At 55.8% G+C, this 14,793-nt stretch carries 11 protein-coding genes and 1 pseudogene; 11 read left to right on the forward strand and 1 reads right to left on the reverse strand.

Annotated elements, in window-relative coordinates:
- Window positions 1–30: 30 nt before the first annotated feature.
- From EBC_RS09285 to EBC_RS09300, 4 genes are all read left to right on the forward strand, one after another.
- Entirely contained in the window at window positions 31–1,239 is a 1,209-nt protein-coding gene (locus EBC_RS09285; RefSeq protein WP_013201532.1) for a winged helix-turn-helix domain-containing protein, read from the forward strand.
- A gap of 85 nt (window positions 1,240–1,324) precedes the next feature.
- Complete coding sequence (locus EBC_RS09290; protein WP_013201533.1) at window positions 1,325–1,507, forward strand: Trm112 family protein; 183 nt, start codon at window positions 1,325–1,327, stop codon at window positions 1,505–1,507.
- Window positions 1,504–2,250 carry a 3-deoxy-manno-octulosonate cytidylyltransferase gene (gene kdsB, locus EBC_RS09295; protein ID WP_013201534.1) on the forward strand — a complete coding sequence of 249 codons (747 nt, stop codon included), beginning with the start codon at window positions 1,504–1,506 and terminating at the stop codon, window positions 2,248–2,250. Before EBC_RS09290 ends, kdsB begins: the two co-directional genes overlap by 4 nt.
- 53 nt (window positions 2,251–2,303) lie before the next feature.
- Window positions 2,304–3,197, forward strand: coding sequence for a YcbJ family phosphotransferase (locus EBC_RS09300; RefSeq protein ID WP_013201535.1), 894 nt, complete (start codon window positions 2,304–2,306; stop codon window positions 3,195–3,197).
- Here EBC_RS09300 and elyC read toward each other — a convergent pair.
- The gene (gene elyC / locus EBC_RS09305) at window positions 3,174–3,962 is read right to left on the reverse strand and encodes an envelope biogenesis factor ElyC (protein ID WP_013201536.1); all 789 of its coding nucleotides are present in this window, start codon (window positions 3,960–3,962) and stop codon (window positions 3,174–3,176) included. The genes EBC_RS09300 and elyC overlap by 24 nt on opposite strands.
- A 126-nt stretch (window positions 3,963–4,088) precedes the next feature.
- Here elyC and cmoM point away from each other — a divergent pair, with 126 nt between their 5' ends.
- From cmoM to EBC_RS09340, 7 genes and pseudogenes are all read left to right on the forward strand, one after another.
- Window positions 4,089–4,877, forward strand: a complete 789-nt coding sequence (cmoM, locus tag EBC_RS09310; protein ID WP_013201537.1) for a tRNA uridine 5-oxyacetic acid(34) methyltransferase CmoM — start codon at window positions 4,089–4,091, stop codon at window positions 4,875–4,877.
- Entirely contained in the window at window positions 4,870–6,192 is a 1,323-nt protein-coding gene (gene mukF, locus EBC_RS09315; protein ID WP_013201538.1) for a chromosome partition protein MukF, read from the forward strand. Before cmoM ends, mukF begins: the two co-directional genes overlap by 8 nt.
- Window positions 6,173–6,895 (forward strand): chromosome partition protein MukE, encoded by a 723-nt coding sequence (gene mukE, locus EBC_RS09320; RefSeq protein WP_041691956.1) that lies wholly within the window; start codon window positions 6,173–6,175, stop codon window positions 6,893–6,895. Before mukF ends, mukE begins: the two co-directional genes overlap by 20 nt.
- Complete coding sequence (gene mukB / locus EBC_RS09325) at window positions 6,896–11,359, forward strand: chromosome partition protein MukB (protein ID WP_013201540.1); 4,464 nt, start codon at window positions 6,896–6,898, stop codon at window positions 11,357–11,359. It begins immediately after the preceding gene.
- Between the two features lie 310 nt (window positions 11,360–11,669).
- A pseudogene (ldtD, locus tag EBC_RS09330) lies at window positions 11,670–13,376 on the forward strand (L,D-transpeptidase); the annotation flags it as partial.
- A 186-nt stretch (window positions 13,377–13,562) separates the two neighbouring features.
- Complete coding sequence (locus tag EBC_RS09335; RefSeq protein ID WP_013201542.1) at window positions 13,563–14,111, forward strand: YcbK family protein; 549 nt, start codon at window positions 13,563–13,565, stop codon at window positions 14,109–14,111.
- A 44-nt stretch (window positions 14,112–14,155) separates the two neighbouring features.
- On the forward strand, window positions 14,156–14,785 hold the full coding sequence (locus EBC_RS09340; RefSeq protein WP_013201543.1) for an MBL fold metallo-hydrolase: 630 nt from the start codon (window positions 14,156–14,158) through the stop codon (window positions 14,783–14,785).
- Window positions 14,786–14,793: the final 8 nt, after the last annotated feature.

Consider the following 14,793-nt stretch of genomic DNA (forward strand, 5'->3'; position numbering starts at 1 on the left):
CTCACTGCATCTTTGTCACGAAGGTGCATCATGTCCGCTCTCCAACTTTCGCTTTCTCAGGCCCGCCAGTTACACCTCGCCGCTCAGGGGCTGCTTCGCCCACCGGGACGTACAGCCAGGGCTGAAGATATCCTCAGCGCCATCCGCCAGATGTCATTACTGCAGATTGATACCATCCACGTCGTTGCCCGCAGCCCTTATCTGGTGCTATTCAGCCGTGTAGGCGACTATCCCGAAAGCTGGCTCGGTGAGGCGCTAAGCCGCGGTAACCTCTATGAATACTGGGCGCATGAAGCCTGCTTTATCCCAATCGAAGACTATCGCCTGCTGCGCCATCGCATGCTGAATCCTCACCATATGGGATGGAAATATAACAGCGAGTGGATGGAGAACTGGCAGCAGGAAGTCGGCGATCTGTTAACGCATATTGAACAAAATGGGCCGGTCAGATCGGCCGATTTTGCCGCACCTCCCGGTCAGAAGCCTGGCTGGTGGTCGTGGAAACCGCATAAACGCCATCTTGAAAATCTGTTCACGGCCGGCGATCTGATGGTGATCGAGCGACGCAATTTTCAGCGCGTCTACGATCTGCGGCAGCGCGTGATGCCGGACTGGGATGACCAGCTGCATGGGATTGAAGAGTCAGAGGCGGTCCGCCAGATGTTGCGTAACAGTGCCAGAAGTTTGGGGCTGTTTCGTGCCGCCTGGCTACCCGATTATTACCGTCTGAAGCGCGCGCCAGTAAAGGCGGTTTTGGCTGACTGGCTGGCGCAGGGAGACGTGATACCGGTGGAAGTGGAATCGCTGGGCGCCTGTTACCTGGATGCCGCTTTGTTGCCCCTTCTCGAACAGGGAACCCGGGCAACCTACACCACCTTGCTGTCTCCTTTTGATCCGGTGGTCTGGGACCGCAAACGGGCGCTGGAGTTGTTTAACTTCGATTACCGACTGGAATGTTATACGCCAGAAGCGAAGCGGCAATATGGCTATTTTGTTCTGCCAATTCTGCACCGGGGAGAACTGAAAGGGCGGCTGGATGCGAAAATGCAGCGTAAGGAAAAAGTATTGCAGATCAAACAGCTGTGGCTGGAGCAGGGCGTCAAAATCAGTCAGGGCACGATCAACGATCTGCATCAGGCCATCTCACGCTTTGCGCGCTGGCAAGGGGCCGAGGCGGTGGTGCTGGATAAGCTGCCCGAAACGCTGGCAGTTGCCTGGCAAAAAGGGTGGGCGCTGTAACATCCTGCACGCGGGGAAGTAACCGATGCCGCGCCAGCTATGATATTCTAAGGACCTGTCTGACCGGGATCACCAGGGAGAAACCATGGATCACCGTTTACTCGAAATCGTTGCTTGTCCTGTTTGCCACGGCAAACTGTATTACATCAAAGACCAGCAGGAGCTTATCTGCAAACCTGATGGCCTCGCTTATCCTGTGCGCGACGGCATTCCAGTCCTGCTGGAGACAGAAGCGCGTTCACTCACCATGGAAGAGATCCACCCATGAGTTTTGTCGCTATTATCCCGGCGCGTTTTGCTTCAACGCGCCTGCCGGGTAAACCGCTGGTCGATATCCAGGGTAAACCGATGGTAGTGCATGTGATGGAGCGAGCGCTGGAATCAGGTGCCGATCGGGTCATTGTCGCTACCGATAATGAACAGGTGGCGCGTGCTGTTGAAGCGGCCGGCGGTGAGGTGTGTATGACCCGCGCCGATCACCACTCCGGCACGGAACGGTTGGCTGAAGTGATCGATCGCTATCAGTTTGCCGATGACACCATCATCGTGAACGTGCAGGGCGATGAGCCGATGATCCCACCGGTTATCATCCGTCAGGTGGCAGAAAACCTGGCCAAAAGCGAAGCCGGCATGGCGACGTTAGCCGTGCCGATTGAGACCGCAGAGGAAGCCTTCAATCCGAATGCGGTCAAAGTCGTGATGGATGCGAAAGGTTACGCGCTCTATTTTTCCCGGGCTACCATTCCCTGGGATCGTGAGCGTTTTGCCGCCTCCCGCGAAGAAATCGGCGATACCTTCCTGCGTCACATTGGCATCTACGGCTACCGTGCGGGCTTTATTCGCCGCTATGTCAGCTGGGAGCCGAGTCCGCTGGAGCACATTGAGCTGCTTGAGCAGCTACGCGTGCTCTGGTATGGCGAAAAAATCCACGTTGCCGTCGCCAAAGCGATCCCAAGCGTTGGTGTCGATACACCGGAAGATTTGGCCCGCGTGCGCGCGGCTATGCAGTAATCCTGTTGGGGCCTTCGCTGGCCCCTTCTCCACTTTTTTTAAAGGAGGAGGAAATGGAACAACTCCGCTCGGAGCTTTCTCTGGTATTGGGCGAAACCCTCAGCCGCCTGGAATGTATCAGTGAACAACCCTGGTCCAGCCTGTATTCGCTCTATGACCAGCAAGGCCACTCGCTGCCAATGGTGGCAAAATACTTCAATGTCAAAGGCATTGCGGCACAGGAAGCCTATAAGCTTTCGATGCTGGCCAAGGACAGCACCATCCGTTTGCCGACGGTCTACGGCCTGATCGTCAGCCAGCAACCGCCACAGCATGATGTCTTGCTGATCGAGCGCATGGGCGGCGTGTCGGTTGAAGCGCCAACGCGCACGCCGGTCCGCTGGCTGCAGTTGCAGGATCAGATTGTTGCCGCCTTATTGGCATGGCATCGGCTCGACAGCCACGGTCTGGTCGGCAGCGTCGACAGCACGCAGGAAAATAACTGGGTTTCCTGGTATGCCCAGCGCGTTGAGGTGATCTGGTCCACGCTCGGGTTTATGCGGCCTGACGCGCTGTCGATGGAACACCGGCGCGTGCTCTACCGCAGCCGGGAAAACCTCGGCAATCTGCTGGCGGATTTCAACGATCCTTGCGTGCTGGTTCACGGCAATCTGTCACTGAGCAGTATGTTGAAAGAGGCGTGGAGCGACCAGTTATTGTCGATGATCAATCCCGGGATGATGCTGTGGGCACCACGGGAATATGAGTTGTTCCGGCTGTGCGAAGAGGGGCTGGCAGAATCGCTGCTCTTCCATTACCTGAAGCAGGCTCCGGTGGCGGAAGGGTTTGTTGCCCGGCGCTGGCTGTACACGCTGTGGGACGAGACTGACCGGCTGATTCATACCGGCCAGTTCGATGCACGCCGTTTTCAACGCGCGGCGGACTCACTGCTCCCCTGGCTCAGTTGAGGCCCCATCCCCGGAGGTCAGCCGTTGCCAGCCTCTTCCCAACCACTCATAAATCGCCCGATCGCTGTGACCCAGCCACAATGGCGACGGAATTGCGCGTTCCCAGACATTCAACGGTGAGTCAATAGCCAGCTGATTGGCTGGCGCCGGTAGAGGATCCAGTCCCTGCTGTTGGAAAAAGATCATCGCTCGCGGCAGGTGTGAGGCGGATGTCACCAGCAGGAAGGGTGTTTTTCCCACCACCTTAGCCACTTCAGCCGCTTCCTGTCGGGTATCCCTCGGTTTATCAAGCGTCACGATCGCACTCAGTGGCACGCCTAGTGACTGGGCGACGCGGGACGTGACTTCGGCAGAGCTGACCGGATTGTTCTGCGCCGCCGCACCGGTAAAGATCAATTTGGCTCCCGGATTCTCCCGCCATAAGCGGATCCCTTCAACCAGCCGCGGCAAACTGTTGTTGATCATATTGGAGCCAGGCGCCCAGTCAGGATTCCAGGTGTATCCACCGCCCAGCACCACCACATAGCCGACTTTTTGCTGATTCTGCCAGGTGGGATAGCGGTTTTCGGTCGGCGCAAGCAGGTTGTCCGCCACCGGTTGCAGGCTTAACAGCGCCAACAGCAGGCAGGCAGCAGAGAGGATAATTTTGCCGGTTTTCTGCCAGCGGCTGAACCAGAGCAACAAAAGCGCAATTGCCATCAACACAATCAGCAAAGGCAAGGGCAGCAACAGCCCACCGACGAGTTTTTTTAACGCAAAAAGCATGAAAACGGACTCCTTTTGTCCGAAAAAACACCACCCGAGAGCCTGGCGATGACTGAAAGGTTCATTCCTGGTCAGTGTATGTCAAAATAGCCGCCAGTTTCACCCACTCAGCCGCCGGGAACCCGAATGCAGGATCGCAACTTTGATGATATAGCCGAAAAATTTTCGAAGAATATCTACGGTACCACCAAAGGGCGGATCCGCCAGGCGATTGTCTGGCAGGCGCTGGAAGAGATCCTCGCCAGCCTGCCGGAAGGGCCACTCAACGTGCTGGATGCCGGCGGTGGAGAAGGGCAGATGAGCTGTGGCCTGGCAGCCCGAGGTCATCAGGTCTTACTCTGCGATCTCTCCGCTGAGATGTTGCAACGCGCAGAGGCTCATGCCGAAGAAAAAGGTGTGAGCGGGAACATGCAATTCAAACAAATTAGCGCGCAACAGGTCGGTCAACATTTGGATAAGCCGGCCGATCTGGTATTGTTTCACGCGGTGCTTGAATGGGTCGCCGAGCCTGAAGCCATCTTAAAAGCACTGTATGATGTGCTGGCCCCGGGCGGCGTGCTGTCGCTGATGTTTTATAACGTCAATGGCCTGATAATGCAGACGCTGGTGCTGGGCAACTTCGGTTATATGCAGGCTGACCTGAAGAAACGCAAACGAAAAACGCTGTCGCCTGACTTCCCACGTGAACCTGAGCAGGTTTATCGCTGGTTAGAAGCAGCAGGCTTTACAGTGGAAACCAAGACCGGGATCCGCGTTTTTCATGACTATATGCGTGACAAGAACAAGCAATCTGAACGTTTTGAGGAAGTTCTGCAGCAGGAATTACGCTTCTGCCGCCAGGAGCCATTTTTAAGTTTGGGCCGTTATATCCACGTGACCGCGCGGAAACCCATAAACAGGACGAACCATGAGTGAATTTTCCCAGACTGTACCGGAACTGGTCGCCTGGGCGCGAAAAAATGACTTTTCCGTCACGTTGCCTACCGAACGTCTGACGTTTTTGCTGGCGATTGCCACCCTGAACGGGGAGCGCATGGATGGCGAAATGAGCGAAGGCGAATTGACCGATGCCTTCCGTCACGTCAGTGAAGGGTTTGAACAGACCAGCGAAACCGTTGGTGTGCGAGCCAATAACGCCATCAACGATATGGTGCGTCAGCGCCTGCTTAACCGCTTTGTCAGTGAACAGGCCGATGGCAACGCCATCTATCGCCTGACGCCGCTGGCCATCGGCATTACGGATTACTACATCCGCCAGCGTGAGTTCTCAACGCTGCGGCTGTCGATGCAGCTGTCGATTGTTGCCGGCGAGCTGAAGCGCGCTGCCGATGCGGCCGATGAAGACGGTGACGAATTCCACTGGCATCGCAACGTTTTCGCCCCGCTGAAATACTCGGTGGCAGAAATCTTCGACAGCATCGATATCACCCAGCGAACCATGGATGAACAGCAGCAGGCGGTGAAAGACGATATCGCCCAGCTGTTGAACAAAGACTGGCGCGCGGCCATTTCCAGCTGTGAAATGCTGCTGAATGAAACCTCCGGCACGCTGCGCGAATTGCAGGACACGCTGGAGGCGGCAGGCGATAAGCTGCAGGCCAATCTGTTACGCATTCAGGATGCCACGCTGAGCAGCCCGGACCTCGGCTTTATCGATAAGCTGGTGTACGACCTGCAAAACAAGCTGGACCGCATTATCAGCTGGGGACAGCAGGCGATTGACCTGTGGATCGGCTATGACCGTCACGTGCACAAATTCATCCGTACCGCCATCGATATGGATAAAAACCGCGTCTTCGCTCAACGCTTGCGCAAGTCTGTGCAAACCTATTTCGATCATCCCTGGGCATTGACCTATGCCAATGCTGAACGCCTGTATGACATGCGTGATGAAGAACTGGCGTTGCGCAGTGAGGAAGTGACCGGTGAACTGCCTTCCGAACTTGAATACGAAGAGTTTAACGAAATTCGTGAACAGCTGGCCGCGATGATTGAAGAAGCGCTGGCCATCTATAAAGCCCAACAGAAACCGCTCAATCTGGGCACAGTGATGCGTGATTACCTGGTGCAGTATCCCCGGGCACGACACTTCGACGTGGCGCGTATTGTCGTCGATCAGGCCGTCCGCTTAGGCGTGGCCGAAGCAGATTTCTCCGGCTTGTCAGCAGAATGGCAGGTCATTAATGATTACGGAGCCAAGGTGCAGGCGCATGTCATCGACAAATATTGAACAAGTGATGCCGGTTAAACTGGCACAGGCGCTGGCCAATTCTCTTTTCCCGGCGCTGGACAGCCAGTTACGTTCCGGTCGCCATATTGGCATTGAAGAGCTGGATCAACATGCTTTCCTGATGGATTATCAGGAGTATCTGGAAGAGTTTTACGCGCGTTACAACGTTGAGTTGATCCGTGCCCCGGAAGGCTTCTTCTATCTGCGTCCCCGCTCCACCACGCTGATCCCGCGTTCGGTCCTTTCCGAGCTGGATATGATGGTGGGCAAAATCCTGTGTTATCTCTACCTGAGCCCGGAACGTCTGGCGAATGAAGGCATCTTCACCCAGCAGGAGCTTTATGATGAGCTGCTGTCGCTGGCTGATGAAAGCAAGCTGATGAAGTTCGTTAACCAGCGCTCAACCGGTTCCGATCTCGATCGGCAAAAGTTGCAGGAAAAAATGCGCGCTTCCCTTAACCGTCTGCGCCGCCTTGGCATGGTGTGGTTTATGGGTAATGACAGCAGCAAATTCCGCATTATTGAGTCGGTATTCCGCTTTGGTGCGGATGTGCGGAGCGGCGACGATGCCCGCGAAGCGCAGCTGAGAATGATCCGGGATGGCGAAGCGATGCCGATTGAAGGTGGCCTGGCGCTGAATGATGAAAGCGAAGAGGATGATGAGGCGCAGAGCCCGTCGTCGGACAACGCGGAGAACGAGTAAATGATTGAACGCGGAAAATTTCGCTCGCTGACCCTGGTTAACTGGAACGGTTTTTTTGCCCGCACCTTTGACCTGGATGAGCTGGTTACCACGCTTTCCGGCGGTAACGGCGCCGGTAAGTCTACCACCATGGCGGCCTTTATCACGGCGCTGATCCCCGATCTGACCCTGCTGCACTTCCGTAACACCACCGAAGCGGGAGCCACCTCCGGCTCGCGTGACAAAGGTTTACACGGAAAGCTGCGTCCTGGCGTCTGTTACGCCGCGCTGGACGTGGTGAATTCCCTGCATCAGCGCGTGATTGTCGGTGTGCGTCTGCAGCAGGTTGCCGGTCGCGATCGTAAAGTCGATATCAAGCCTTTCAGCATTCACGGCCTGCCGATGTCGATCAACCCGACGGAAATCCTGACGGAAACGGTCAATGCCCGTCAGGCCCGCGTTCTGCCGCTGAGCGAACTGAAAGACAAGTTCGAAGCGATGGAAAGCGTGCAGTTTAAGCAGTTTAACTCGATCACTGATTACCACTCGCTGATGTTCGATCTGGGCATTGTGGCGCGTCGTCTGCGCTCAGCCGCCGATCGCAGCAAATACTATCGCCTGATCGAAGCCTCGCTGTATGGCGGTATCTCCAGCGCCATTACCCGATCGCTGCGTGATTACCTGCTGCCGGAAAACAGCGGCGTGCGTAAGGCCTTCCAGGATATGGAAGCCGCGCTGCGCGAGAACCGCATGACGCTGGAAGCGATTCGCGTCACCCAGTCCGACCGCGATCTGTTTAAGCACCTGATCTCCGAAGCAACCAGCTATGTTGCTGCGGACTATATGCGTCATGCTAACGAACGCCGCATCCACCTTGACGGCGCGTTATTGAACCGTAATGAGCTGTTCACCAGCCGCAAGCAGTTAAAAGCGGAGCAGTATCGCCATGTTGAAATGGCTCGCGAACTGGCTGAGCACAACGGAGCAGAAAGCGATCTCGAAACCGATTACCAGAGCGCCAGCGACCACCTTAACCTGGTGCAGACGGCAATGCGTCAGCAGGAAAAAATCGAGCGCTATGAAGGCGATATCGATGAGCTGACCTACCGTCTTGAAGAGCAGAATGAAGTTGTCGCTGAAGCCCGTGAAGTGCAGGAAGAGAATGAAGCCCGCAGCGAAGCCGCTGAACTGGAAGTCGATGAGCTGAAAAGTCAGCTGGCCGATTACCAGCAGGCGCTGGACGTGCAGCAAACCCGCGCTATCCAGTATCAGCAAGCGTTGCAGGCGCTGCAGCGCGCGCAGGAAATCTGCCGGGTTGCCGAACTGACCGTCGACAATGCCGAAGAGTGGCAGGAAACCTTCCGTGCGAAAGAGCAGGAAGCGACCGACAAGTTATTGCAGCTTGAACAGAAAATGAGCGTGGCGCAGGCTGCTCACAGTCAGTTCGAGCAGGCTTTTGAGCTGGTGGGCCGCATTGCCGGACCGGTCAGTCGTTCCGACGCGTATCACACCGGCCGCGAATTGCTTCGCGATGCCAGCAATCAGCGTTATCACGCCGAGCAGTTGCAGTCCTTACGTTCCCGCGTGGCCGAGATGGAACAGCGACTGCGTGAACAGCAGGATGCAGAACGGTTACTGAATGAGTTCTGTAAGCGTCACGGGCAACAGTTTGAGCCGCAGGATCTGGAAGGCTATCAGTACGAGCTTGAAGCCCGTATTGAACAGCTGTCCGAAAGCGTGTCTGAAGCGGGCGAACGTCGCATGGAAATGCGTCAGGAGCTTGAACAGGTGCGTGAACGCATTGCCCGTCTGACCAAACAGGCTCCTCAGTGGCATGCCGCGCAGGATATTCTTAGCCAGCTGAACGAGCAAACCGGTCAGGAGCTGGAGAGCGGTCAGCAGGTGACCGAGTACATGCAGCAGCTGCTGGAGCGCGAGCGCGAAACCACCGTTGAACGCGACGAAGTTTCGGCCCGTAAACGCGAAGTTGAAAAACAGGTCGAGCGTCTGAGCCAGCCTGGCGGCGCTGAAGATGGCCGTATGACCCATCTGGCCGAGCGTTTTGGCGGCGTGCTGCTGTCAGAAATTTATGACGACGTCACCATCGACGATGCGCCGTACTTCTCCGCGCTGTATGGCCCGGCCCGTCACGGTATCGTGGTGCCCGATCTGTCACTGGTGCAGGATCTGCTGGACGGTCTGGAAGACTGCCCGGAAGACCTTTATCTGATCGAAGGGGACCCGCAGTCGTTCGATGACAGCGTATTTAACGTTGAAGAGCTGCAAAAAGCGGTAGTGGTGAAGTCAGGCGATCGCCAGTGGCGTTACTCGCGCTTCCCTAAAGTGCCGTTGTTTGGTCGTGCTGCCCGTGAAAATCAGCTGGATCTGTTACATGCCGAACGCGAAACGCTGGCAGAACGCTATGCCACGCTGTCGTTTGACGTGCAGAAAACGCAGCGTCTGCACCAGTCGTTCAGCCGTTTTATCGGTAGCCATTTAGCCGTCGCCTTTGAGTCGGATCCGGAAGCCGAGCTGCGTTTACTGAACCTGCGTCGCGGTGAACTCGAACGTGGCCAGGCCGCGCATGAAACGGAAAACCAGCAGCAGCGTCAGCAGTTTGATCAGGCGAAAGAGGGCGTCGCCCAGCTTAACCGCCTGATGCCACGCGTCAGCCTGCTGCAGGATGAAACCCTGCAGGATCGTTATGACGAACTGCTTGAGCGTCTGGATGAAGCACAGGAAGCCGCGCGTTTCCTGCAGCAGCATGGTGCGCAACTGGCGAAACTGGAACCGCTGATCTCAGTGCTGCAGAGCGATCCGGAACAGCACGAACAGTTGAAGCTGGATTATCAGCAGGCGCAGCAGGTTCAGCGCGATGCCCGCCAGCAAGCCTTTGCCATGACCGAAGTGGTGCAGCGTCGCGCGCACTTTGGCTATGTCGATTCCGCCGGCATGCTCGACGGTAACAGCGACCTGAATGAGAAGCTGCGTAAGCGTCTTGAGCAGGCCGAATCCGATCGTACCCGTGCCCGCGAGCAGCTGCGCGGTCATCAGGCGCAGTTTACCCAGTATTCTCAGGTGCTGGCGTCACTGAAAAGTTCTTACGATGCCAAGCGCGACATGCTGAAAGAACTTCAGCAAGAGATGCAGGATATCGGTGTGCAGGCAGATGCCAGCGCGGAAGAGCGCGCGCGTCTGCGCCGTGATGAACTCTATGCTGCGCTAAGCAATAACCGCGCCCGTCGCAATCAGTTGGAAAAGCAGATCACCTTCTGCGAAGCCGAAATGGACGCGCTGCAGAAAAAACTGAAGCGTGTCGAGCGCGATTACCATCAGGGCCGCGAGCAGGTTGTTCATGCCAAGGCGGGTTGGGTCGCGGTGTTACGCCTGGTGAAAGACAATGGCGTTGAGCGCCGTCTCCATCGTCGTGAACTCTCTTACCTCGGCGGTGATGAGCTGCGTTCAATGTCGGATAAGGCGTTAGGTGCGCTGCGTCTGGCAGTGGCCGATAACGAACATCTGCGCGACGTGCTGCGTTTGTCCGAAGATCCAAAACGGCCAGAGCGTAAGATTCAGTTCTTCATCGCTGTTTATCAGCATCTGCGTGAACGCATCCGTCAGGACATCATCCGTACCGACGATCCGGTCGAAGCGATTGAGCAGATGGAGATTGAACTTGGCCGTCTGACCGAAGAGTTAACCGCGCGCGAACAGATGCTGGCTATCAGCTCCCGCAGCGTGTCTAACATTATTCGTAAGACCATTCAGCGTGAGCAAAACCGTATTCGCCAGCTGAACCAGGGCCTGCAGGCCGTGAGCTTCGGCCAGGTGAAGAGCGTCCGTCTGAACGTTAACGTCCGCGAGGCGCATTCCACGCTGCTGGACGTATTGTCTGAACAGCATGAAGCGCATCAGGATCTGTTTAACAGCAATCGCCTGACCTTCTCAGAAGCGCTGGCTAAGCTGTATCAGCGCCTGAATCCACAGATTGATATGGGCCAGCGTACGCCGCAAACCATTGGTGAAGAGCTGCTGGATTACCGTAACTACCTGGAAATGGAGGTTGAGGTAAACCGAGGATCTGATGGCTGGTTGCGTGCGGAAAGTGGTGCGTTGTCAACCGGTGAAGCGATCGGGACCGGGATGTCGATTCTGGTGATGGTCGTGCAGAGCTGGGAAGAAGAGTCTCGCCGCCTGCGCGGAAAAGATATCTCACCGTGCCGCCTACTGTTCCTCGATGAAGCTGCGCGACTGGATGCCAAGTCGATCGCCACGCTGTTTGAGCTGTGCGATCGTCTGGAAATGCAGCTGATTATCGCCGCGCCAGAGAATATCAGTCCTGAGAAGGGCACGACGTATAAACTGGTGCGTAAAGTGGTCAATAACATTGAACACGTTCACGTCGTCGGCCTGCGCGGCTTTGCCGCCGAGCCAACCGCCGCGAATTCCTCCACACCTGAGGAAGATCAACAGGCTTCTTCATAAGAAAATCTCAACCGGCAGATATAGTAAAAAGTCGGGCAGCGGTTTATTCTACCCAACGGCATTGGCTGTATTTACAGCGAATGCCGTTTTCTTTTTCTATACTGATAACAATGACTAATAAACAGGTGATCGCCATCTGTTTTGGCACTTAACCAGGGAGCAAGGGATGTTGCTGATGAAAACGAATTCTGCAAGGTTGGCACTGTTTAGTGCTTGCCTGGTGCTTGCCGGTCAGATGCAACCCGCATTGGCAGGTATTCCGCCTGTATCCGCGCCTGTAACGGCAACCTATACCCCATCGCAGGCCCAGCGACATCTGCTGGCCACGCTTCCTGCTGGTTATAAACCGTTTTATCTGACGACCCTGGCTTCGCTGTATGCGACCCAGGGCATGCAGCCACTGTGGCAGGATCGGCAGGCTGTGCAGCAGTTCCAGCAGCAACTGGCTGAAGTGGCCATTTCTGGCGTGCAGCCGCAGTTTAATCTGTGGGTTAAACTGCTGACCGATCCTTCTATTACGGGAATGGCGCGTGATGTCGTGCTGTCTGATGCGATGCTGGGCTATCTGCAGTTTGTCTCCACGGTGCCCGCCAAAGGGGAAACCTGGCTGTACAGCAACGTGCCCTATAAGCTGGAAGTGCCCACGCTGTCGGTGATTAATCAGTGGCAGAGAGCGGTTGAACACGGTGGAACCAATGCCTTTGTCACCTCGCTTGCGCCGCAGCACCCGCAATATGTTCTGATGCATCAGGCGCTGAAAACGCTGCTGGCAGATAATCATCCCTGGCCGCAGCTGGCCGCGAAACAGACCCTGAAGCCGGGACAACTGAGTGATGATGTTCCTGCACTGAGGGCAATTCTTGCGCGCACCGGAATGATGACCGCCAGCGCCGAAGGACCGAAGCCGACCGATGAACCCGTCCCGACCACCAGCGTACCGGCGTCTTTCGTGGATGAAGAGATAGCCTCGACACCTGCACCTAAGCCGGTTGATGAGCAGGCGACCGTCAGTCCTTCCGCCACGCCGCTGCCGGAAAATCCCAATGCCGCCAACACGCCTGAGCTGGCCGGTCAGGTGCAGGGAAATGCCGTGCCCGCCGACCCAACGCATATTTATTCTGCTGAGCTGGTCGAAGCAGTAAAACGCTTCCAACGCTGGCAGGGGCTTGAGCCGGATGGTGCGATTGGCCCACGGACCCGTGAATGGCTGAACGTTTCGCCGCAGCTTCGTGCTTCTCTGCTTGCGCTGAATATTCAGCGTTTGCGTCTGTTGCCTGATGATATGCATAACGGGATTATGGTGAATATCCCGAACTACTCGCTGATCTATTATCTCAACGGCAGTCAGATCCTGGCGTCGAGGGTTATTGTGGGCCGACCAGACCGCAAAACGCCTCTGATGCGCAGCGCACTGAATAACGTGGTGCTTAACCCGCCATGGAATGTGCCGACTACGCTGGTCCGTCAGGATATTGTGCCGAAAGTGAAGCAGGACCCGGCTTATCTCTATAAACATAACTACACCTTGCTCTCTGGCTGGAGCAATGATGCGGAAGTCATCGATCCGTCGATGATCGACTGGCGGATGGTTTCAGCGGCGTCATTCCCTTACCGCATACGTCAGGCGCCGGGTGCAACGAATTCGCTGGGAAGGTATAAGTTCAATATGCCTAGCTCAGATGCCATCTATCTGCACGATACGCCGAACCATAACCTGTTCCAGAAAGACATCAGGGCGCTGAGTTCAGGCTGTGTCCGTGTCAATAAAGCGTCTGATTTGGCCAACCTGCTGTTACAGGATGCGGGATGGAATGACACGCGCATTTCCAGCACGCTGAAAGAAGGTGACACCCGCTACGTGCCGATTCGTCATCGCATTCCTGTCAATCTTTACTACCTGACGGCATGGGTGGCGGATGACGGTAAGGCGCAATATCGTACAGATATTTACAATTATGATATGACGGCGCGTTCTGGCGTGCAGAGTATGGCTGCTGCTGGTCAATTAATGCTCTAATGGTTGATTCTTCAGGTGTTCCGGCTCAGGGAAAACTGGGCCGGTCACCTCGGCTTCCAGACAGGTGTTGATATTTGCCGAAGCTGTCACATTTCCCCGGTTGACTCAGCTATTCTCCCCGGTTATGGTTCCAAACGGTAACCATTTTGCACCATTTCAGAACATTTAGCCGGGTAATACAGATTAATGAATAATTTTGACTCTCATCGCCGTAAGTGGCTGACATTAGGAGGCGCTGCATTAGGTTGTGCATTGCTTCCCCGACAGGCTTTCGCCTCGCTCTCCACCTCGCGTCCTCGTGTATTAACACTGAATAACCTGAATACCGGTGAAACGCTCAAAACTGAGTTTTTTAACGGGAAAAGTTACGACAAGGATGAGTTGTCACGTTTGAATCATTTCTTCCGTGATTATCGGGCCAACAAGGTCAAGAACATCGATCCGCATCTGTTCGATCAGCTTTATCGTTTGCAGGCGTTGCTCGATACCCGCAAACCGGTGACGTTGATATCGGGGTATCGTTCGCTGGCGACCAACAATTCCCTGCGGGCCCACACGAAAGGCGTAGCGAAACACAGTTACCACACGCTGGGTCAGGCGATGGATTTACATATTGACGGGATTGCATTGAGCAATGTTCGCAAAGCGGCGCTTTCCATGGGCGCTGGTGGTGTAGGATACTACCCAAGCAGTAACTTTGTGCATATTGATACCGGGCCGGCACGGCACTGGTAAGATGAAATTCCGGTAGGGCCATGGCTCGCCGGTAACGGAGTGTTATGGACTATCAAATTATCCCGGTGACGGCATTCGCCCAGAATTGCTCGCTAATCTGGTGCGCGGAAACCCTGCAGGCAGCGGTGGTTGACCCCGGCGGCGATGCCGAAACCATCCAGGCGCATGTGGCAGAAAAGGGCGTTACCGTAACGCAAATTCTGCTGACCCACGGACACCTTGATCATGTTGGCGCCGCTGCCGAGCTGGCGGCTTTTTATGGCGTGCCGGTTGTTGGTCCCCATAAGGCGGATGCTTTCTGGCTGGAAGGTTTACCTGCTCAGAGCCAGATGTTCGGCTTCCCCTATTGCGCGCCTCTGACGCCAGATCGCTGGCTGGAAGAGGGGGAAACCGTGCAGCTCGGCAACATCACCCTCGAGATCCTGTTATGCCCTGGCCATACGCCCGGTCACATCGTGTTCTTTGACCGTGCTTCTCGCCTGCTGGTCTCCGGTGACGTGATCTTTAACGGTGGCGTAGGGCGTTCTGATTTTCCTCAGGGCAGCCATGCGGACCTGATCGCATCCATTAAGACCAAGCTTTTACCGCTGGGTGACGACGTGACCTTTTTTCCGGGACATGGGCCGATGTCCACACTGGGCCGTGAAAGAATTTCGAACCCGTTCCTGCAGTAACGCGCTCG

It is taken from the genome of Erwinia billingiae Eb661 (assembly GCF_000196615.1).
Taxonomy (GTDB): Bacteria; Pseudomonadota; Gammaproteobacteria; order Enterobacterales; family Enterobacteriaceae; genus Erwinia; species Erwinia billingiae.

Excerpts from the sequence above, each read along its gene's own strand:
- cmoM (WP_013201537.1), top strand. The coding sequence starts at position 4,089 with ATGCAGGATCGCAACTTTGATGATATAGCCGAAAAATTTTCGAAGAAT.
- EBC_RS09340 (WP_013201543.1), top strand. The coding sequence starts at position 14,156 with ATGGACTATCAAATTATCCCGGTGACGGCATTCGCCCAGAATTGCTCG.
- mukF (WP_013201538.1), top strand. The coding sequence starts at position 4,870 with ATGAGTGAATTTTCCCAGACTGTACCGGAACTGGTCGCCTGGGCGCGA.
- EBC_RS09285 (WP_013201532.1), top strand. The coding sequence starts at position 31 with ATGTCCGCTCTCCAACTTTCGCTTTCTCAGGCCCGCCAGTTACACCTC.
- EBC_RS09300 (WP_013201535.1), top strand. The coding sequence starts at position 2,304 with ATGGAACAACTCCGCTCGGAGCTTTCTCTGGTATTGGGCGAAACCCTC.
- EBC_RS09335 (WP_013201542.1), top strand. The coding sequence starts at position 13,563 with ATGAATAATTTTGACTCTCATCGCCGTAAGTGGCTGACATTAGGAGGC.
- EBC_RS09290 (WP_013201533.1), top strand. The coding sequence starts at position 1,325 with ATGGATCACCGTTTACTCGAAATCGTTGCTTGTCCTGTTTGCCACGGC.
- mukB (WP_013201540.1), top strand. The coding sequence starts at position 6,896 with ATGATTGAACGCGGAAAATTTCGCTCGCTGACCCTGGTTAACTGGAAC.
- mukE (WP_041691956.1), top strand. The coding sequence starts at position 6,173 with ATGTCATCGACAAATATTGAACAAGTGATGCCGGTTAAACTGGCACAG.
- elyC (WP_013201536.1), bottom strand. The coding sequence starts at position 3,962 with ATGCTTTTTGCGTTAAAAAAACTCGTCGGTGGGCTGTTGCTGCCCTTG.
- kdsB (WP_013201534.1), top strand. The coding sequence starts at position 1,504 with ATGAGTTTTGTCGCTATTATCCCGGCGCGTTTTGCTTCAACGCGCCTG.